This window comes from Bradyrhizobium sp. AZCC 2262 (assembly GCF_036924535.1).
Taxonomy (GTDB): domain Bacteria; phylum Pseudomonadota; class Alphaproteobacteria; order Rhizobiales; family Xanthobacteraceae; genus Bradyrhizobium.
In genome coordinates this window covers 7,719,999-7,739,800 of sequence record NZ_JAZHRT010000001.1, presented here as the reverse complement: position 1 = coordinate 7,739,800, position 19,802 = coordinate 7,719,999, and the positions used below count along the sequence as shown (strand labels likewise).

The following is a 19,802-nucleotide window of genomic DNA, read 5'->3' as shown; positions in this document are numbered from 1 at the left end:
CTTTAAGCGCATGCGCCGAAGCCTGCTGACACCATGCTGGCAGCAGGCCTTCGATAGAAAGGGGTCCGGCAATCTTCCCGGGTTCCGGCTACCGTTTGAAAGAAATAGCCATGACGATGCTGACCACCATTCCGACCTCCGCCACCAGGCCATTTGCCTGGCGAACCGCAGTTTTGCTGGCGCGCTTGCGCCGTCTCGTCAACCGCTTCTTCGCGGCGGTGATCGCCCGCCACGAGCGTCACGCCGCGCGCGCAGCCCTGCACAGGCTCGACGATCGCCAGCTCCAGGATATGGCGATGTACCGCTCGCAGATCGAGAGCAGGCTCGAAGAATTGGCCCAGACGCGCGCGCGAATGCAGCAGCCGGGGTGGCACTGAGGGTGGGTACGGAGACGCGGCTTATTGTCAGTCGGCCGAAATTACCCGGAGACGATCCACCTCTTGGGTGAGGGCGCGCCGGTACCCGAAAATCCAGCGGCATCCATCCTTGAAATGATATCGTAACAATGATATCATTCCTGGTTCGCTGGAGGATGCCATGCAGGTTTCAAAATGGGGTGACAGCCTGGCTGTGCGGCTGCCCAAAGCCCTGGTCGAAAAGATGGGTCTGCGTGTCGGCGACGAACTCGACATCGTCGACGTGGCCGAGCGAACGCTGATCGTCCAGAAGGAAGACCGCCGCAAGGCGGCGCTCGAGCGCCTGGCTTCCCTCAACTGGACGCTTCCTTCCGATTACAAGTTCGATCGGGACGAGGCGAACGAGCGGTGAAGGCGTTCTTCGACACCAACATCCTCGTCTACACCGCGACCTCGGACGCCAGAAAACAACGGGCGGTGGATTGCCTGAGCCGCGGCGGCGTCGTCAGCGTTCAGGTGCTGAACGAGTTCGTCCACGTCGCCCGCCGCAAGCTTCGTCATGACTGGCCGCAGGTCGAACTGGCGCTCGGGCTGTTCCGCGCGTCGCTCGATGACGTCTTGCCGGTCACGCTGAACACGCACACCGGCGCCGTGTCCCTCGCCCGCGAGCACGGCCTGCCGTTCTACGACGCCCTGATCGTCGCCGCCGCGATCGAGGGCAGTTGCGACACGCTGTTCAGCGAAGACATGCAACATGGCCGCAGCATCGGCGGCCTCGCGATCGTCAATCCGTTTCTCGACAGTGCACCATAGTCTGCCGCCCTCGGGCAACGCAGGCACTTGGCAGTTTTGCCCGACGGGCAAATCACCCAAAACTCTGTCAATCCGCCCGTGTAAAAATAATTCGCTTCGTGATTGACCCAAATCACCCGTACAACTCCGCGCATCCCGTCCCACCAAGAGGGGCGTATCGCCATCGTCACGGACGTTGGGGCGGGACGCGGTGGACGCAGGCAGTGTCGGGGCGCAAGAGTGGCGCCGGCGAGCGGCGCTGAAGCGTACGGTGAAGGCGTGTGGTTCTGACGTTCGCGGTGCTGGCGTCAAGTTCGCGGGAGGCAAGCTTCTCGCGGGCGACGGAGGCAAAAAAGCCGTTCTCCGGGGAGATCACGTTATAAGCCGTAAAGCCATTGCGCAGGGAAGGCCGGAGTGTTTCCGCTGAACCTGTATGCTCGTGTGCATTTCCTCTTTGTGCAATCGCACGCGAGACCGCGGGTGCAGCGCGCACCCGGTCTTCCCTGCGCCCTCTGAATTTTCATGGGGCGGTGACTGAAGAAAATCCTCGGGCGCGTGGCGTCGCGGGAGGTTTGCTGCTGTTTGAAATTTGAAGCGAGCGTGCGGGTAACACCCTCCCGTCGTCCCTGCGAACGCAGGGACCCATAGCCACCGGCGGGTGTTTTGCGAAAGGCGTCTGCTGCTCTGCCCTATCGAGAGATCACGCGGTATGGGTCCCTGCGTTCGCAGGGACGACGGAAACTACTGCATCTTCTTCCGCCGCGCCGCGGCCGCATCCACCACGTTGTCGACCGCTTCACGCCAGCTCATGATCTCCGCCGCCAAGATCGGATGATTGAACCCCTTCAGATTCAAATCGTCGATCGGCCTTCCCTCGACCCATGGCTCGACCATGCCGTAGACGCGCCTGGACACCACGATCTGGTTGGCCTTGGCTTCGTCGCACAGCCGCGATGCCAGATTGGTGACGCTGCCGATCGCGGCGTATTCCAGCCGCTGCTCGAAGCCGATCTGGCCGAGCGTGGCGTAGCCGAGCGCGATGCCGATGCCGAAGCCGAGATTGTGGCCGCGGTTGCGCCACTTGTCGGTCAGCCCGCCGATGGTGTCGCGCATCTCGACCGCCATGCGAACGGCGCGCGCGGTATGGTCGTCGAACTGGATCGGCGCGTTGAACAGGATCATCACGCCGTCGCCGGCATAGCGGTCGAGCGTGCCTTCATACTTGAAGATCAATTCGCCGAGCGCTGCGTGATATTCGCGCAGCACGTTCATCGCCTCTTCCGGCTCGGTGGTCTCGGTGAACGCCGTAAAGCCGCGCAGATCGCAGAACACCACCGTGACCTCGCGGCGGTGGCTGTCGAGCAGGCCCTCATGGCCGTCGGAGGAGGCGATCAGTTGCGCCACCTGCGGCGCGAGGAAACGTTCCAGCCGCCGGATGCGCTCGATCTCGCCAAGTTGAGTCTCCACGCGCTCCTCCAGCGAGCGGTTCCAGTCCTTGAGCTGGTCGGTCTGCTCCTGCAGCTTGTCGGCCTGCTCGCGCACGATGTCGTTGGCGGCCAAGAGTTCGCGGCTCTTGTGGTCCACTTCGGTGAACAGCCGCGCATTGCGCATCGCCAGCACCGCCTGGTGCGCAAAGGTCTTCATCAGCCCGATCAGGTTGGCGGAGAATTCGCCCTCGTTCCGCCGCAGCACCACCAGCGATCCCAAAATGCCGGTCTGGTCGACCAGCGGCACCACCAGCACCGAGTGGAAGCCGGCCTCGATCGCGACGTCGCGCAAGGGATGTTCGGGCACCGCGCCGAGCTGGGGGATCGAGATCGGTTCGCCACTGGTGGCGGCCTCGCCGAGCGGCGAGTGGTCGGCGTCGATGGCGCGGTGGCGGCCTTCGGCGTCCTTGTCGATGCCGATCGATTCGGTGAGGCTGAACTGGTGGTTGCCGGCGTCATAACCGTAAATCAGCACGGCGTCGGCATGGGTGATCTCCAGCGCGCGGGCGGCGACCGTGGGCAGCACGGCGTTGAGGTCGAGCGAGGAGGCGACGGCGCGACCGACCTCTTCGAGCACCTTGAGCTCGTTGATCGACTGCGCCAGATCGCGCGTCCGCTCCTTCACCTTGGATTCGAGGTTCGAATAGGTCTCGGCCAATTGCCCGGCCATGCCGTTGAACTGGTTGGCGAGCTCCTCCAGCTCGTCGGACGTCTTCACCTCGATGCGATGACCGAAATCGCCGGCGCCGAGACGCCTGGCGCCGGCCTGCAGTGCCGTGATCGGCACCAGCATGCGGCGCGCCATGATGATGCCGGCGATGATCGCGACCACGAGGCCTAGTCCGATCAAAAGCGCAATCCGTATCAGTTGATCGCGGATCGGCGTCAGCGCCTGCGCGGTCTCCTGTTCGAAGAACACGTGCCAGCCGAGCTTCGGCACCAGGCTCGACGTTGTCAGCACGGCGTTGCCCCTGGCATCCTTGCCCGACGCCGGCGCCACGCCGCCGGGCTTGCTGACGGCTGAGACCTGCGGCAGCGCCGACAGATTCTTGCCAACTTCAGGCCCGTTCGAGGAGGCGGCCAGCACGTCACCCTTGGAATCGGTGATATAGGCAAATGCCACCTTGCCGACCTGGGCATCGATCAAAAACTCCGACAGGAAATCAAGGTCGATCTCGGCGACGGTGGTGCTGCCATCGGCATGCGACAGCGCGATCGACATCAACGGCCGTTCACCGCGGAAGTAGGCCGGCGCAAAACTGGTGCCGCGGGAGATGGCTTCAGTGAATCTGCGGGAAAAATCGGCGTCGCTGCCGAGCGTGACGGTCTGGCGCGTGTGGCGGAGTTGCTCACGGCCCTGGCCGTTGAGGAACGAGAGCTGGGTGACCTGCGGCACCTGCCGCAGCAGCTGCGCATAGTCTTCGCGGTGCTGCTCCAGCGTTGCAGCTTCGGTGATCTTGGTGGCGCTGGCGCGCGTCACCCAGGAAATCTGCCGCTCGAGGTCGGACAGGGATTGCTGGATCCGCTTGGCGGTCGCTTCCGCCTTCTCGCTCATGCCGTCGTTCAGCGAGCTCTTGATGCCGCGGTAGCTGATCCAGACTTCCATCGCGCCGTTGATGGCCAGCACGAACACGACGAGGCCGACCAGGGCTACGACGTATTTGGCGAACAGGCCTTCGCGCAGTAACCAGACTCTGTCCTTCACCTCGTTCATCCGGGCCCTCGTGCCGGCCCACGGCTTGGGCGCGCGCATCGGTTTGTCACTGGCGCCGGCCTGTCTCGGCAGCCCCGGCGTGAGGGCCTGTCTAGCATGAATTGGGGGGAGGGGCTGTGAGCCCGCCGACATGGTTAGGAGGTTCTATTGCCCAAATTAGGGTCAAAAAGCCGCGGCGACGGCACTCCGCGCCCCTTCTTGTGGAAGAAGGCTAGGGTGAGGAGTCACGGCCTATCGAGAGAGCTTCACCGGTTGAACAACTGCCGCATGACCTCGTTCATTGGCTGGCTGTCCTGCTGGGCGGTCGTATCGCTCGGCGGCGCGGGAGGGGCAGGCTCAGCCGGAGTAGCTTCGGTCGGCGCGGCCTGGGTCGGCGCCTCGGCGGGCGAGGTGCGGCTCGGGATGCTGCGCTGGCCGCTTGGCCGGCCGCCGCCCTGGCCTTGGCCCTGGCCGAGACCACTCAGGCCCTGCTGCAGGAGATTGCCGATGGTCTCGCCGAGCTGGCCGCCGAGCGGACTGCCCGGCTGGGTTCCAGCCTGTCCGCCGGCACCGCCTTGCTGCCCGCCGGCCGCCCCCGGCTGTCCGCCGAGCAGGTTGCCAATTGCAGCCCCGAGGCCGGCGCCGTTCTGGCCAAACAGGCCCTTGCCCATCTCCTTCAGCTTGGCATAGGCGGCTTCGGGATTGTCGAGGATGCCCTGCATCTCCGGATAGATCCGCGGGCTCCCCCACGGGCCCGCGATCATCACGGGGATGCCGAGCCCGACCGGATCGCTGGCGCGGCCCTGGCCTTCGGTCGTCATCACGAGTTTTGGCTCGACGCGGAACCCGATCTGCTTGGTGCCGAGATCGATGGTGCCGGCGCCGGTCATCTTGACCAGCGGGCCCACCAGATTGAGATCGGTGGTCTGCGCCTGGCCCTTGTCGATCCTGAACGATGCCGACAATTGCGAGAGGTCCGTCGCCTTCTCCTCACTCTCCTGCCAACCCGACAAGGTGCTTGCCGTCAGCGAGCGGATCATCTGCGCGACGTTGAGCCCCTTGATGGCGCCGTCCTGGAACACGACGAAGGCGGTGCCGGCCATGTTCGACAAAATCGCGCGCTGGCTGGTGCCGGAGGAGCGCACGCTGAGCTTCGCCTGCATCTTGCCGTCGATCCTGTCGAAATCGGCCAGGCCCTGCAACAGCGGCAGCGCGCGTACGCCGGCGAGGTCGGCCCGCATCGCGTAGGTGGGATTGGCGGTGGAGACGTCGAGGGTCAGATCGCCATTGGCGTTGCCTTCATAGGCGCCGACGTTCGAAACCTGTGCCTTCAGGACGCCGCTTGTGAGCGTGGCGTCGATCGCGGCGGGGGTGAAGCGCGCGTCACCGATCTTGAGTTCGGCCGCGGACATGCGCACCTGCAGGTCGATATAATTCAGGCCGTTGACGTCGATCGTCGCGCTGCTCCAGGGCTGGCCTGCGGTACTGCCGGGGCTGCGCGTCGTCGCGACCGCAAGCTTCTGGAAATCGAGGTCGAGCTTCACCAAGGGCTTGCTCGACAGATCGACCGAGGCCCAGCCGTTGAACGCGGCGTCGCCGAGCGCGCCGGTGACGCTGTTGATCATCACGACGGAACCGTTGAGCCGGGCTTCGGCCTTGGCTGTGAGCGGGGCGGGCAACAGGTCGGGCGCGTCGATCCTGATCTCGGTCGGGATATTCTGCCGCTCGATCGAGGTTGCGGGTGGCGTCGCCTTGATCTCGAATTTCAGCGGATGGCCGTCCCTGCGGGCGCTGCCGGACAGCATGACCTTGCGGTCGGAATCAATGGTGATGTCGGCATTGAGGGCCTCGATCCTGCGCTCGACGCGGTCGCGCAGGTTTGAGAGCACGATGGTGCCGCCGGTGACGCTGATGTGCTCGATCGAAAAGGCTTCAGCTGTCTTGTCAGTAGCGGGCTTCGAGGGAGGGTTGGCGTTCCGCACGCGCTCGCGCCGCAGCGGCAAATTTGCCACCGGGCGAATGAGGACGAGTTCGGTGATATGCGGCTTCCCCGACCACAGGCTGGCGAGCGTCACGTCCGCCTCGATGCTTGCGGCCGCGAAGTGGCGGTTGATGTCGCGGTCCGCGGGATGCTGCAGCGTGACATCGTTCAGCGTGATGTTGAGCGATGGCCACAGGCCGATCCTGGCGCCGCCGTTGATGGCGAGCTTGTAGCCGGTCTCGCGCTCGACGCGCTCCTGGATCTGCGCCGTCAGGAAGCCCGACGGGACGCCGATCACAAGCAGCAGCGCGATGACGACGATCACGGCGGCAATGGCGACGCCGGCAAGTTTCAGTGCTTTCATATCGACATTCCAGACCGCGCAAACGGCACTTATTTCGGTAGCGCGATACGCACGCGCAACCGGTCAGGCGAGCTTATCCCGGAAAGAGGATGGGACCCAATGAAGCCAAAAATATTCCGGGGCTACTGCAAAGTTATGTGACTTATGACACACTCGTTGGTGTGTGAATCTTGCTAACGGCCTGAGGGGGCGGGTCCAAGCTTATTTTGGAAGGTAGTACAATGAGCAAACAGGCCGAATTTGCGGTCATTCTGAAAATGAACCCGATGTTCGCGGATCTGGGCGCCGACGAATTGCAGCGCATCTCCGGCCTTTGCCACACGGAGCAGCTCGGTCTCGGCGAAATGCTGTTCCAGAAGGGCGATGCCGGCGATGCCCTGTACGGGGTCCGGCGCGGCCAGATCAGGATCGAGACCGGCGCTTCCGACGGCAGCCGACTGACGCTGAATTTCATGGGCCCGGGCGATCTGTTCGGCGAGGTCGCCGTGCTCGACGGCCAGAGCCGCACCGCGGACGCCACCGCCGGCGAGCCGTCGGAACTGTTCGTGCTGCGGCGCGAGGATTTCCTCGCCTTCCTCGAGCGCGAGCCGAAGGTCGCGATCAAGATCATGATGCTGCTGTGCCAGCGCATCCGCTGGCAGAGCGAGCGGATGGAAGAATCGGTGCTGCAGCCGCTACCGGTTCGCCTGGCGCGAAGGCTTTGCGCGCTCGCCTCCGATTTTGGTTCCGAAGTGCATATCTCGCAGGAGCAACTCGGCGTCTTCGTCGGCGCCGCCCGCGAAAGCGTCAACCGTCAACTGCAGCTCTGGCGCAAGGACGGCATTTTGGACCTGCAGCGCGGAAGGATATTGCTGCAGAACATGACCAAGCTGACGGCAGTGGCGAGGAACGATTAAGTTACTTCCATCGTCAGGCACCGCCTGCCGTGGTAAAGTGATCGTATGAACAGGATCCTCAAAGAAATGATCGAGCATGCCGAGAACTGGCCCCTGGAGGACCAGGAGGAGCTTGCCGAGTATGCCCGCGAAATCGAGGCGCGCCGGACGGGCGTCTACACAATGTCAGACGACGAGCGGGCAGCTGTCGGGAAGGGATTGGCCGAGGCGGATCGCGGGGAGTTCGTGTCGGATGAACTGATTGCAGAAGCCGACAAGCGCCACGAAGGATGAGGGTACGCTATACGCCCGCGGCGTTCTCCGACCGTGAACGAATACTCGAATATTTGAGAGAGCGTTCCCCTAACGGCGCCATGAACGTTGCGGCAAGCATTCGCGAAACGGTCGCAAAGCTTAAAGACCATCCGCTCAGTGGTTATGAGACGGACGATCCCGGTGTGCGGGTGCTGTTTGTCGTCCGTTACCCCTACAAAATTTTCTATCGCGTACGCGACGCGGTAGAAATCTTGCATATCCGACACACGTCCCGGAGAGCATGGAAAAGCGATCGATAGCGGGAATCGCTTGAGGCAACCATGCGGTCTTCGTCACTTCGCCGCAGGTGACATCACCGGGGGCACGGCGGGCGGGCCCTTGGCGGGCGGCTCGTTGTGATGATCCGTTCCGTGGCCGGCGTGCTCCGTCTCGGCGCTTGATACCAGCAGCTTCTTGCCTAAGCGCCAGCACAGGGCGCCGAGATCGTCCATCACCATGAACATCGCCGGCACGAACACCAGCGACAGGACGGTGGAGAAGATCAAGCCGCCGATCACCGCGAGCGCCATCGGCGAGCGGAATTCGCCGCCGGCGCCGATCGCCAGCGCTGACGGCATCATGCCCGCGGCCATCGCGATCGTCGTCATCACGATCGGGCGCGCGCGCTTCATGCCGGCGTCGATGATGGCCTCGTCGCGCTTCTTGCCTTCGCGGATCGCTTCCACCGCGAACTCCACCAGCATGATGGCGTTCTTGGTGACGATGCCCATCAGCATCAAGATGCCGATCCACACCGGCGTCGTGAGCTGCTTGCCGGTCAGCAGCAGCGCTACGATCGCGCCGCCGATCGAGAGCGGCAGCGAGAACAGGATGGTGATCGGCTGCAGGAACGTTCCGAACAGCAGCACCAGCACCGCATAGACCATCATCAGGCCGGCGGTAATGGCGGTGGCAAAACCGTCTGACAATTCGGCCAGACTTTCGGCGTCGCCAGACGGGCTCACCTTTACGCCCTTCGGCAGGCTCTTCATGACCGGAAGGTCGTAGATTTTCTTGGTCGCATCGCCGAGGGCGGCGGTGCCGACGAGGTCGGCGGCCACCGTCGCCTGCCGTTCGCGATCGTAGCGGTTGATGCTGGTCGGGCCCTGATCGAGCTGGATGTCGGCGACAACCGACAGCGGCACGCCGCCGCGTTCGCCGCGCTGGCCGAGCGGCACCCGTAACTGCTGCAGCATCTGCAGGTCGCTGCGCGCATTGTCCTCGAGCTGGACGCGGATCGGCACCTGGCGGTCGCCGGCATCGAATTTTGCCAACGCCGGACCGACGTCGCCGATGGTGGCGACACGAATCGTCTGCGACAGGCTCTCGGTGGAGACGCCGAGCCGCGCCGCGAGCTCGGCCCGCGGCCGGATACGCAGTTCAGGCCGGTCGAGCGAGGTCTCCGAAATCACGTTGGCGATGATCGGAATCCGCTTCATCTGCGTCGCCAGCTCGCTGGCGACGTTATTGACGATATTGCTGTCGACGCCGGTCACGACCAGCGAAATCGCGCGCAGGCCGTTTTCGTCGAGGAACCAGAAGCGGATGTCGGGAACGTTTTCCAGTTCCTGGCCGATCTCGAGTTCGAGCTGCCGCTGGGTGATCTTGCGATCGGCCTTCGGCGTGTAATTGATGATCAGCGCGGCGCGCCGCACTTCCTGCGTTCCCGGCGGCACCCTGCCGCCATCGACGAAGATGCTCTTCACCTCGGGACGCTTGCGCAGGCGGGCGACGATTTCCTCCGTCACCTTCTCGGTATAGGCGAGCTGCGAGCCCGGCGGCAATTCCATCGCCAGCAGCGAGCGCGCGGTGTCCTGCGCGGGCAGGAAGCCTTGCGGCAGCAGCGTGATGCTCCAGATCGATGCGGCGAAGACGCCGAAGCCGATCAATACCGTGATGAAGTAGTGATGCACCGACCAGGTCACGAGCTTGGTGTAGCCCTGCAGGATGCGCCCGGGCGGCGGATCCTCGTGCGGATGATCCTTCAGGAAGTAGGCCGCCAGCACCGGCGTGACGAAGCGCGCGGCAAGCAGCGAGAAGAACACCTGCACCGACACCGTGATGCCGAACTGCTTGAAGAACTGCCCGGCGATCCCCGACATGAAGCTGGCCGGCGCAAAGATCGCGATGATCGTCAGCGAAATCGCGATCACGGCGAGGCCGATTTCGTCCGCCGCTTCGAGCGCCGCGCGGTAGGGCGACTTGCCCATGCGCATGTGGCGCACGATGTTCTCGATCTCGACGATGGCGTCGTCGACCAGAATACCGGTCGACAGCGTGATGGCGAGGAAGGAGACCAGGTTCAGCGAGAAGCCGAGCAGGTCCATCGCCCAGAACGCCGGGAAGATCGACAGCGGCAGCGAGATCGCGGCGATGATGGTTGCGCGAATGTCGCGCAAAAACAGCAAGACGACGACGACCGCGAGGATCGCACCTTCGAACAGTGTCGAGATCGCGGCATGGTAATTGCCCTTGGTGAATTCGACCGAGGTGTCGATCAGCTTCAAGTCGACATCGGGGTAGGCGGCCTTCAGCGCGTCAATGCGCTTCTCCACGGCCTCGGCCACCTTCACGTCGCTGGCGCCCTTGGAGCGCTTGATGCCGAGCGCCACCACGGGTTCACCGTTGAAACGGGCAAAGGTCCGGCGATCGGCAATGGTGTCGGTGACGGTGCCGAGATCGTCGAGCCGCACTTCGCCGCCGCCGAACAGCGGAATCATGGTGCCGGCGAGTTCGTTCAGCGTCTTGGCGCCGGCGAGCGTGCGGATCGCCTGGTCGTTCTTGCCGATTTCGGCGCGGCCGCCGGCGAGGTCGACATTGGTGCCGCGCAGGATCTGGCTGACATTGACGGCGGTAAGCCCCGCGGCCTGCAGCCGGTCGGGATCGAGCGAGACAAGAATCTCGCGCTCGACACCGCCGATGCGCTCGACCTGCGCCACGCCACGCACGCCCTGCAGCGCGCGTTTGACGACGTCGTCGACGAAATAGGAAAGCTGCTCCGGGGTCTTGCCGGGCGAGATCGCAGCGTAGGTGACGATCGGCAGGCCGATCACGTCGACGCGCTGGATCAGCGGTTCGTTGACGTTTTGCGGCAGGTTGGAGCGGACGCGGGTGACAGCGTCCTTGACGTCATTGAGCGCGCGATCGGTGTTGGTCTCCAACGCAAACTGGATCGTGGTCACCGACAGACCGTCGGTGATCGACGACGAAATATGCCGAACGCCCTCGACGCCGGACACGCCGTCCTCGATGGTCTTGGTAACCTGCGATTCGAGTTCCGCAGGAGCGGCGCCGAATTGCGCGACAGCGACCGAAATCACGGGGATGTCGGCACTCGGCAGCCGGGTCACCGCGAGCTTGCCGAAGCTGACCCAGCCCAGCACCAAAAGAATGATCGAAAAAACGACCGAAGGCAGCGGGTTCCGGATCGACCATGCCGAGATATTCAAAGCCATTAGCGTGCCCGCGTGCGCTCGAGTTCGTCGGCGAACATGATCTTGATCTGGTCGCCGTCATGCAGCGAGGTGCCAGCATCGGCCACGACGGTTTCGCCGACGTCGAGGCCTTCAAGAATTTCGGTGGAGGTTTCGGAGGTCAGGCCGACGCGCACTCTTCGCGTCTCGATGGTGTTGCCTTTCACGACCTGCAGGGTCAGGCGGTCGATGGCGGTGCGCGGGACGGCGACGCCGCAGGAGCGCTTGGCGTCGATATTGGCGCGGGCGAACATGCCGACCTTGAGCGACGGATTGTTGTTCAGCGAAATCCGGACCTTGCCGAGCTGGGTGGTGCGGTCGATCTGCGGCGAGATCTGCCGGACCTTGCCGACAACATCCGGCGCGTCGTCACGGCTGATGCGCACCGTGGCACCCGGATTGAGCTTGAGCAGATGCACGCTCGGCACCTCGGCTTCGAGCTCGATTTCATTGTTGACGGAAATGCGGAACATCGGGCCTGCCTGCGGCGAGGCGGGGGCGCCCACCGCGGTCCTGACCTCGGTGACGAGACCGGCCGCGGGGGCGCGCAGCGAGATCGGCCCCTGTCGGCCGCCCGGAGCGCCGGGCTGCTGCGGCGGCGCGGTAAGGCGCGCGAGTTCCTGATTTTCGGTGACCGTATCGCCTTCCTTGACGAACAGATCGGTGACCCTGGAGCCTTCCTGATCGACGCCGACCTGGGCCTCGCGGCGCGGCACGATGAAGCCGGTGACCCGGACCATGTCGGAGAAGCAGGCATTGGTGGATTTGGTCACGATCACCAGCGCCTGGCCCGGCGTGTCTTTTTCTTCTGCGTGCGGACGGTGCTCGAACCAGTAATAGCCGACGGCCAGAACGGCAACGAAGGCCACTCCGAGCGCAGGTTTGAGATATTCGGAGAGTTTCATCGCCGGATCAATCCAGACTGGAAGTCAAATCAAACAGGGCGCATCAGGCCGGCCGAAGGCCTGCAATGGAGCCCAAAACGAATACGTCCCGCACGGGGGCTGCGGGACGTATTGTAGCCGGAAAATAATGATCGGCGCCACGCCCTTACTTGCACGCCTTATTTGGCTGCGTTGGACGCTGTGGTCTTGTTTTCCATATTCACGACCTGGACGCGGCGGTTCACTTCCGCCATCGGCTGGCTCGGATCCTTGAGCTTGCTCTTGCCATATCCGACGGTGACGAGATCGGTGCCGTTGATGCCATATTTGTCGACGAGATAGCGCTTGATCGCGTCCGCGCGGCGCTCGGAGAGGTCCTGGTTATAGGCATCGCCGCCGGCCGCATCGGTATGGCCCGCGACCACGAAGGTCGAGCCTTTGAGATCATTGTTGGTGAGCGCGCGGCCGAGCGCCTGAACCGACGGCAGCGACTTCGCGCTGATATCGGCCGAATTGTAGTCGAAGTTGATCTCCAGATCGATCTTCGGCTTGTCCTTGACGATGGCGGCGATCTCCTCGCGTTCGGCGCTCGAAAGCGAACGCGTGGAGCGGCCGCGGATCTTCTGGACGAACTTGCCCTCCGCGGCGGCGGCTGCCGGGTCGACGGTGGTCTGCGGGCCGGTCGAAAGGCCGCGGGTCAGCGGCTTCTTTTCGGGCACCAGCGCGCGGACGATCTGATCCTCGGTGACGTTCTTGTCCTGGGCCAGGGCGGTTCCCGCACTGAAGCAAATTGCGGCGCCGAGCGTCGCAACCGAGACGATTGCGGTAAAGGGTTTCGCTGCCGAGATAGTTGCCATTGCCTGTCCCCTCCTGCGGGCTTCCCGCGTGGTTCCAACGTCATCCAAATGAGCTGCCGGACCCTGGATGCGGCCGGCTGCTTTCCTTTAGTCTGGACGCCAGCCACAAGGGTTCGAGGTGCCGCCAGCCTTCATCCAAAAAATCGTTACTGCACCCCGTAATCGGCGAATTCCTTGACGATATTGGGGTCCATCGCCTTCGCATTGTTGATATCCAGGTCGCCTTCCGGAATCGAGCCGTTGCGTTTCTTGGCAAGGCCGCGACCGTAGAGCGACGACGTCAATCTCGGGTTGATCTTGAGGGCGGCGTCGAAATCAGCAATTGCATTCTTGTTCTGGCCGCTCTTCAGGTTGACGAGGCCGCGGCTGTCCAGCGCGTCGACGAAATTCGGTCGCAGCCGCAACGCCTCGTTGCAATCCTTCAGGGCCGCCTGCAGGTCGCCGATCACCGTGCGCGCCCAGCAGCGGTTGTTGAAGGCTTCCACATCCTTCGGGTTCAGCCGCAGCGAATTGTTGAAGTCCTTGATGGCGAGTTCGTAGGCGCCCTTGCTCGCATAGACCTGCCCGCGCCGGTACAGCGCCGCCGCATCGTCCGGATTGTCCTTGAGCTTGTCGTTCAGGCTCTTGATGGTCGGGTCGTCGGCAAGCGCGGGCACGGTCGGGCTGGGGCCCTCGGCCGGCTTGGCCGGTGGCGCCGGCGGAGGAATCGCGGCTTCAACCGGTTTTTGCACCGCGGGCGGCGGAGGCGGAGGTGCCGGTGCTGCCACCGGCGGGGACGGCGGCGGCGGTGCGGGAGCAGGAGCGGGTGGCGCTGCAGGCGCCGTGGCCACCGAAGTCGAAGGCTGGCTCGCCGGCCGCGGACCTGAGCCGCTGGGGATGAAGGAGAAATCTTCGGCCAGCGACGACGAAATCCACGGCACCTGTTCCTGGCGCGAGGCGCGGGTCACGCCGACACGGGTGCGATTGAGCGTTTCCTCGGCCATCAAATCGGGCGTGCGCATTTCCTTCAGCAGCTCTCTTACGAACAGGCTGCGGTCGCTGCCATTGTCGGAAACGACGGACGAGAGCGCGGCCGAATACATCACCAGCGTGCCGTTCGGCGCAATCACCGGGGCAAGGCCGGCTGAAAAGCTGCGGAACCGGCGCTCGAACGGATTGCGCCTGGAGGCATCGATCAGCGCGATCTTGACGCCGGCGCCGCGGCTGTTGATTTCCCCCAGCACGGTCTCGAGGCTGAAACCGTCACGGCGCGGACGTCCGGCTCGGTCCAGATCTGGGCATCGACAGGGATCATGTAGCTCTGGCGGCTCGATTGCACGCCAAAGCCGGAGAAGAAGATCAGCGCCACCGAGCCCGGCTTGATCTTGCCGTACAGGCGCTCGAAGGCGCGGCGCATCTGCTCGCCGGTCAGGTTCTCGCCGATATCGACATTGAAACCGTTGCGCTTGAGCTCTTCGGCGATGTCGCGCGCATCGTTGATCGGCTCCTTCAGCGGCGCCTCGGCGTCCGGATATTTCGCGTTGCCGATGACCAGCGCATAGCGCTCACCGGCTGCGAACGACGGGGCTACCGACGCGACTGAAAATAACAATGTGAGGAGCAATGCGAGGCGGATTTTCATAATGACGGCAGTCCAGATCACGGCAGTCCAGCCAAAATGGCGCCGATGCCGGCTCGCGCCGCGGCGACCTTACTCTACGGTTTCGGCATTATCAAACCGCGCCCGCAGCCCGTCAACCGCTTGCGATATCGTCACTAATTGCGACAATTAACCGCGACAGGGACTGGGCGAATGAACGGAATAAAAGCGTTCTGTGATCGCAGAACCACAGCTTGCAATTGGTCGGCGCAAACGGTTCCTGGTCAGCCGACAATGCTTTCGCGCATGCACCCGGCTTCGCGTCCCGACATGACAGTCATATCGCGCGAAAGTGGTAGGCCTGTTCCATCGCTGCCGCGCTGATATCGCGTCATCCGCTTTCGCGGGGCACAACAACCGGCGGTAATGTGATCCGTCTCACATAGCTTGCGCCCTGTCGCGCGGCTGTCATTCGCCTTCCGGGGTTTGACCTTTGCGGATGACAATGGCTTGTTGCCGGGATCGGCCAATCCAAACATCCAAAGAAAAAAGTGACACCGATGGGAAATGCCTACGAAATCTACGCGCTGCGCTATGCGACGATGTCGCCGCGCACCCCCCATTTGAATTTTCTGATCCCCGATCCGCACGAGACCACGGCGCAGGACCTGGATTATTTCGTCTGGCTGATCCGAGGCGGCGGCTGCGACATCCTGGTCGATACCGGCTTCAATGCCGAAGAGGCGAAGACGCGCTCGCGCAAGCTCACGCTCAATCCGGTCGACGCGCTGGCGAATTTTGGTGTCGCGGCCGATTCCCTCCGCGACGTGATCGTTACCCATCTGCATTACGACCACGCCGGAAATCTCGATCGCTTCCCGAACGCGCGGTTTCATCTGCAGGACCGCGAGATGAGCTACGCGACAGGGCGCTGCATGTGCAACGGCATGCTGCGGCATCCGTTTTCGGTCGAGCACGTCACGACAATGGTGCGTCATGTCTATGGCGAGCGCGTCACCTTTCATTCCGGCGATGGCGAGGTCGCGCCCGGCGTGACGGTGCATCGCGTCGGCGGCCATTCCGACGGGTTGCAGGTGGTGCGCGTGGAAACCGCGCGCGGGCCGGTGGTGCTGGCGTCGGACGCGGCGCATTACTATGCGAACCTCCAGAAGCGCAGCCCGTTTCCGATCGTCTACAATGTCGGCGACATGGCGCAGGGCTGGGAGATCGTCGAGCGGCTTGCCGGTCATCCCGACCGTTTCATCCCCGGCCACGATCCGATCGTGAGCGAGATCTATCCGCGCGCCAGCGACAAGGTCGATGCGTTCGCGCTGCACCTCGCGCCGTCGCGCTCGTTTGCGAAATAGCGGGCGGTTGTGATGTCAGCGTACAAGACGATCGGCTTCATCGGCCTCGGCGTGATGGGCGAGCCGATCTGCCGCAATCTTGTGAAGAAGAGCGGCAAGCGTGTCATTGCCTTTGACCTGTCCCCGGAGCCGTTGGCGCGGCTGCGGGCCGACGGGGCCGACGTCGTGGGCTCCGTTGCCGATGTCATCAAGCAAAGCGAACTTCTGTTCCTGTGTCTGCCGAGCGCCAAACATGTCCGCGCGGTTTTCGAAGGCGACGGTATTCTGAAAAACATCCAGAGCGGGCAGGTGGTCGTCGATCTCGGCACGTCGTCGGTCAGCCAGACCCGGGACTTTGCCGCGCAGTTGCGGGCCAAGGGCGCGTCCTGGGCCGATGCGCCGATCGCGCGCACGCGACAGGCGGCGCAGGACGGCACACTCAGCGTGATGGTCGGAACGACACCCGCGCTTTACGCCGATATCGAGCCACTGATCCGCTGCTTTGCCACCGACGTCACCTATTGCGGCGAGGTCGGCGCCGGGCAGGTCACAAAAATTCTCAACAACATGGTGCTGTTCGAAACCGTCAACGCGCTGGCCGAAGCGGTTGCGGTCGCCAAACATAATGGCGTCGATCCCAGGCTGCTGCTCGACACGCTTTCAAAGGGCTCGGCCGACAGTTTTGCGCTACGCAATCACGGCATGAAGGCGATCGTGCCGGGCAATTTTCCGGAGCGCGCGTTCTCGACCGAGTATGCGCTGAAGGATTTGTCCTACGCGCTGGAGCTGGCGGCCGACGCTAATTTGAGAATTCGCGGCGCGGAGCTGATCGGCACGGTGTTGCAGGAAGCCATCGATGCCGGATCGGGAGATAATTATTTTCCTGTCATCGCGAAGCATATTGATAGCCGCTAACCGGAGATTCCCATGATCACCCGCTTTGCCGGGCTTACGCCCACCCGCAGCCGCGCCGTCACTCATGACGATCTGGTTTTCACGGTGGCCGTCGCGCCCGATCCGGTGAGCCCCTCGATGTATGAGCAGAGCGCAACGGCGCTCGCCCGGATCGACGAAAGCCTCGCGCTGTGCGGCACGGACAAGAGCAAAATCCTCTCGGCCATCGTCTATATCACCGACATCAAGCAGAAGGGCGAGATGAACCGCGCGTGGGACGAATGGGTCGATACGAAGAATCCGCCGATGCGCGCCTGCATCGGCGTCGATCTCGAGCCTCCGCACATCGTGGAAATCGTGGTGACGGCAGTGAAGTGAGCCGAGCTACCCCGGTCGTCATTGCGAGCGCAGCGAAGCAATCCGTCGCGCGTCATAACGGATAGATGGATTGCTTCGTCGCTTTGCTCCCTTGCGCAAACGCTTCGCGTTTGTCGCAGGCAACGACGTGGAGAGAGCGTGCCTCAGTACGCCTCTTTCGCGTCCGCCTCTTCGCTGGTCTGCACCAGTTCGAGGCTTTGCTCGATCTTGCCGAGCAGCCGCGCGAAATCGCGCCGCTCCTGCGCGGAGAGGGATGACAGGATTTCCTGCTCCTTGCGCAACAGGCGCGGAATCAGTTCTTCGTAGAGCGCCGTACCCTTGCTCGTCAGGCGCAGGCGGAATTCGCGGCGGTCGTCCTCGTTTTCGACGCGCTCGACGATCTGCCGCTTCATCAGCGACGTGACCGCGCGGCTGATGGTGGATTTATGCGTGCGGGTGCACTGAGCGATATATTGCGCGCTGCAGGCATCGTGGCGGAAGCCGAGCGTCGCCAGCACGCGCCATTCCGGAATGTCGAGCCCGTAGCGCGCCGCATATTCCACCGAGAGCGCGGAACTGACTTCCGCCGCCAGCCGGTTGAGCTGAAACGGCACGAATTTGAAGAGATCCAGCCGCGCGGCCTTTTTCGGCCCGCTCTCTTCTCGTGGATCGGCAGCCATTTCGCCTGAAATCGCCTTTGGCAAGAATCGCCTCGATTTGAGTTGACGCCGGACCCGGCTCGGGGTTTAAGATAGTTGCAGGTGAGACTAATTTAGCAGGGTCGCAGGCCACTAGCCAGCGTTTTCGAGCGAAGTGGGTAACGGTTCGCGTCAAGAAAACGCGTTAAAGCAGGAAATCTAGGCTTATCGGTCCTGACTCAATCAGAACCGATAAGTTCTAGTCACGGGGTTGAGCCCGCATGGCGCAGACTAAAACCCAGTTCGGATATCACCGCCACCCCGATCAGGACCGGGCGGCCGCCGATATCGCTGAACACGCCGTCGTCGTGGTCGGCGCGGGTCCCGTGGGGCTGTCGCTGGCGATCGATCTGGCGCAGCGCGGCCAGGCGGTCGTGCTGCTCGACGACGCCGACCGGATTGGCGAGGGCTCGCGGGCGATCTGCTTCTCAAAACGCTCGCTCGAATTCTGGGACCGGCTCGGCATCGGCCAGCGCATGGTCGACAAGGGTGTGGTGTGGAGCGTCGGCAAGATCTTTCACGGCGAGCAGCAGCTCTATCAGTTCAACCTGCTGCCGGAGCAGGGCCACAAGCGGCCGGCTTTCATCAACCTGCAGCAATTCTATGCCGAGGCCTATCTGGTCGATCGCGTCGGCGAGCTTCCCGCAATCGACCTGCGCTGGCGCAACAAGGTGACCGGGCTCGAGCCGCGCAACGACTCTGTGCTGCTGACAATCCAGACGCCTGATGGTCCGTACCGGCTGAACGCGCAATACGTCATCGCCTGTGACGGCGCGCGCTCGTCGCTGCGGCAAATGGTGGGTGCGGAATTCGCGGGGCAGGTGTTCGAGGATCAATTCCTGATCGCCGACGTCAAGATGACGGCCGCGTTTCCGACCGAGCGCTGGTTCTGGTTCGATCCGCCGTTCCATGCCGGTCGCTCGGCGCTGTTGCACAAGCAGCCGGATGACATCTGGCGGATCGACCTGCAGCTCAATCGCTTTGCCGATCCCGCGCTCGAAAAGCTGCCGGAGAACGTGCGGCCGCGCATCGCCCGCATGCTCGGGCACGACAAGTTCGATTTCGAATGGATATCGCTGTACAAATTCCAGTGCCGGCGGATGAACAAGTTCATCCATGGCCGGGTGATCTTTGCCGGCGATGCCGCGCATCAGGTCTCGCCGTTCGGCGCCCGCGGCGCCAATTCCGGGCTCGAGGATGCCGAGAATTTGGCGTGGAAGCTCGACCGCGTGCTGCGGGGCACGTCGCCCGAGGCGCTGCTGGAGAGCTACCATACCGAACGCAGCGCGGCGGCCGACGAGAACATCCGCGAATCCACCCGCTCGACCGACTTCATGGCGCCTAATTCCCACCAGGAGGCGCGGCTGCGCAAGGCGGTGCTGTCGCTCGCCAAGGAAACCGAGTTCGGCAAGCGCATGGTGAATGGAGGGCGGCTCTCGACGCCATCGGTCTATGCGACGCCGCTCTCGACCGCCGACGGCGATTCCTGGCGCGGCGGCGCGCAACCCGGCGCCTCGATGCCGGACGCGCCGGTTGCAGGCCCAGGCGGCGAACCGATGTTCCTCACCGAGGCTTTCATCGGAGCCGGAACGCGGTTCACACTGCTGGAGTTTAGCAATGGCGCGACGGCGGAAACGCCCGAAGGGTTGGGCGCAATCCGGATCGGCGGGAAGCGCGGCCTGATCGACTCGGCGGGCCTCGCCGCCGCGCGTTACGACGCCGAACCCGGCACCGCCTATCTGTTACGGCCTGATGGCTATGTCGCGGCGCGGTTCCGGCATCCAACCCGCGAGAGGCTCGACGCCGCGCTGGCGCGTGCCGCCGGCCACAACTGAGGTTTCGAACTGAGGT

General features: G+C 63.6%; 16 protein-coding genes and 1 pseudogene. 10 read left to right on the top strand and 7 right to left on the bottom strand.

From position 1 onward, the window contains the following. Nucleotides 1-110: 110 nt before the first annotated feature. The 3 genes from V1283_RS36245 (at nt 111) to V1283_RS36235 (ending at nt 1,169) form a co-directional block, all read left to right on the top strand. On the top strand, nt 111-377 hold the full coding sequence (locus tag V1283_RS36245; RefSeq protein WP_334391389.1) for a DUF1127 domain-containing protein: 267 nt from the start codon (nt 111-113) through the stop codon (nt 375-377). 160 nt (nt 378-537) lie between these two features. After that, complete coding sequence (locus tag V1283_RS36240) at nt 538-768, top strand: AbrB/MazE/SpoVT family DNA-binding domain-containing protein (protein ID WP_334391388.1); 231 nt, start codon at nt 538-540, stop codon at nt 766-768. Continuing rightward, a complete protein-coding gene (locus V1283_RS36235) occupies nt 765-1,169 on the top strand; it encodes a PIN domain-containing protein (RefSeq protein ID WP_334391387.1) in 405 nt (134 codons plus the stop codon). The genes V1283_RS36240 and V1283_RS36235 overlap by 4 nt, the downstream gene beginning before the upstream one ends. Nucleotides 1,170-1,889: 720 nt before the next feature. Here the strand turns inward: V1283_RS36235 and V1283_RS36230 are convergent. Beyond that, nucleotides 1,890-4,349: an adenylate/guanylate cyclase domain-containing protein gene (locus tag V1283_RS36230; RefSeq protein WP_334391386.1), complete on the bottom strand. Its 2,460-nt coding sequence runs from the start codon at nt 4,347-4,349 to the stop codon at nt 1,890-1,892. Between the two features lie 245 nt (nt 4,350-4,594). Then, nucleotides 4,595-6,673 carry an AsmA family protein gene (locus tag V1283_RS36225; protein ID WP_334391385.1) on the bottom strand — a complete coding sequence of 693 codons (2,079 nt, stop codon included), beginning with the start codon at nt 6,671-6,673 and terminating at the stop codon, nt 4,595-4,597. 221 nt (nt 6,674-6,894) lie between these two features. Between V1283_RS36225 and V1283_RS36220 the strand changes: the two genes are divergently transcribed. The 3 genes from V1283_RS36220 to V1283_RS44840 are packed head-to-tail and all read left to right on the top strand — an operon-like array spanning nt 6,895 to nt 8,123. Then, the gene (locus tag V1283_RS36220) at nt 6,895-7,569 is read left to right on the top strand and encodes a Crp/Fnr family transcriptional regulator (protein ID WP_334391384.1); all 675 of its coding nucleotides are present in this window, start codon (nt 6,895-6,897) and stop codon (nt 7,567-7,569) included. A gap of 45 nt (nt 7,570-7,614) precedes the next feature. Then, nucleotides 7,615-7,842 (top strand): hypothetical protein, encoded by a 228-nt coding sequence (locus V1283_RS36215; protein WP_334391383.1) that lies wholly within the window; start codon nt 7,615-7,617, stop codon nt 7,840-7,842. Beyond that, entirely contained in the window at nt 7,839-8,123 is a 285-nt protein-coding gene (locus tag V1283_RS44840; RefSeq protein WP_442895805.1) for a type II toxin-antitoxin system RelE/ParE family toxin, read from the top strand. The genes V1283_RS36215 and V1283_RS44840 overlap by 4 nt, the downstream gene beginning before the upstream one ends. Before the next feature lie 33 nt (nt 8,124-8,156). Here the strand turns inward: V1283_RS44840 and V1283_RS36210 are convergent, their stop codons facing one another. The 4 genes and pseudogenes from V1283_RS36210 to V1283_RS36195 all read right to left on the bottom strand — a co-directional run bounded on the left by V1283_RS36210 (nt 8,157) and on the right by V1283_RS36195 (nt 14,698). Continuing rightward, complete coding sequence (locus V1283_RS36210; protein WP_334391382.1) at nt 8,157-11,318, bottom strand: efflux RND transporter permease subunit; 3,162 nt, start codon at nt 11,316-11,318, stop codon at nt 8,157-8,159. Further along, nucleotides 11,318-12,241 carry an efflux RND transporter periplasmic adaptor subunit gene (locus V1283_RS36205; protein ID WP_334391381.1) on the bottom strand — a complete coding sequence of 308 codons (924 nt, stop codon included), beginning with the start codon at nt 12,239-12,241 and terminating at the stop codon, nt 11,318-11,320. Before V1283_RS36205 ends, V1283_RS36210 begins: the two co-directional genes overlap by 1 nt. Before the next feature lie 158 nt (nt 12,242-12,399). Next, nucleotides 12,400-13,077 (bottom strand): OmpA family protein, encoded by a 678-nt coding sequence (locus V1283_RS36200; RefSeq protein WP_334391380.1) that lies wholly within the window; start codon nt 13,075-13,077, stop codon nt 12,400-12,402. Nucleotides 13,078-13,223: 146 nt separating this feature from the next. After that, nucleotides 13,224-14,698, bottom strand: a pseudogene (locus V1283_RS36195) (caspase family protein). Nucleotides 14,699-15,216: 518 nt separating this feature from the next. Here V1283_RS36195 and V1283_RS36190 point away from each other — a divergent pair. Genes V1283_RS36190 through V1283_RS36180 form a run of 3 tightly spaced genes read left to right on the top strand, consistent with a single transcriptional unit; the run spans nt 15,217 to nt 17,274 of the window. Next, nucleotides 15,217-16,023, top strand: a complete 807-nt coding sequence (locus V1283_RS36190; protein ID WP_334391379.1) for an N-acyl homoserine lactonase family protein — start codon at nt 15,217-15,219, stop codon at nt 16,021-16,023. Nucleotides 16,024-16,035: 12 nt separating this feature from the next. Then, a complete protein-coding gene (locus V1283_RS36185; RefSeq protein WP_334391378.1) occupies nt 16,036-16,917 on the top strand; it encodes an NAD(P)-dependent oxidoreductase in 882 nt (293 codons plus the stop codon). 12 nt (nt 16,918-16,929) lie between these two features. Beyond that, the gene (locus tag V1283_RS36180) at nt 16,930-17,274 is read left to right on the top strand and encodes a RidA family protein (RefSeq protein WP_334391377.1); all 345 of its coding nucleotides are present in this window, start codon (nt 16,930-16,932) and stop codon (nt 17,272-17,274) included. Nucleotides 17,275-17,417: 143 nt separating this feature from the next. Here the strand turns inward: V1283_RS36180 and V1283_RS36175 are convergent, their stop codons facing one another. Beyond that, the gene (locus V1283_RS36175) at nt 17,418-17,933 is read right to left on the bottom strand and encodes a MarR family winged helix-turn-helix transcriptional regulator (RefSeq protein WP_334393301.1); all 516 of its coding nucleotides are present in this window, start codon (nt 17,931-17,933) and stop codon (nt 17,418-17,420) included. A 239-nt stretch (nt 17,934-18,172) separates the two neighbouring features. Here V1283_RS36175 and V1283_RS36170 point away from each other — a divergent pair, with 239 nt between their 5' ends. Beyond that, complete coding sequence (locus tag V1283_RS36170; RefSeq protein ID WP_334391376.1) at nt 18,173-19,786, top strand: FAD-dependent oxidoreductase; 1,614 nt, start codon at nt 18,173-18,175, stop codon at nt 19,784-19,786. Nucleotides 19,787-19,802 lie beyond the last annotated feature (16 nt).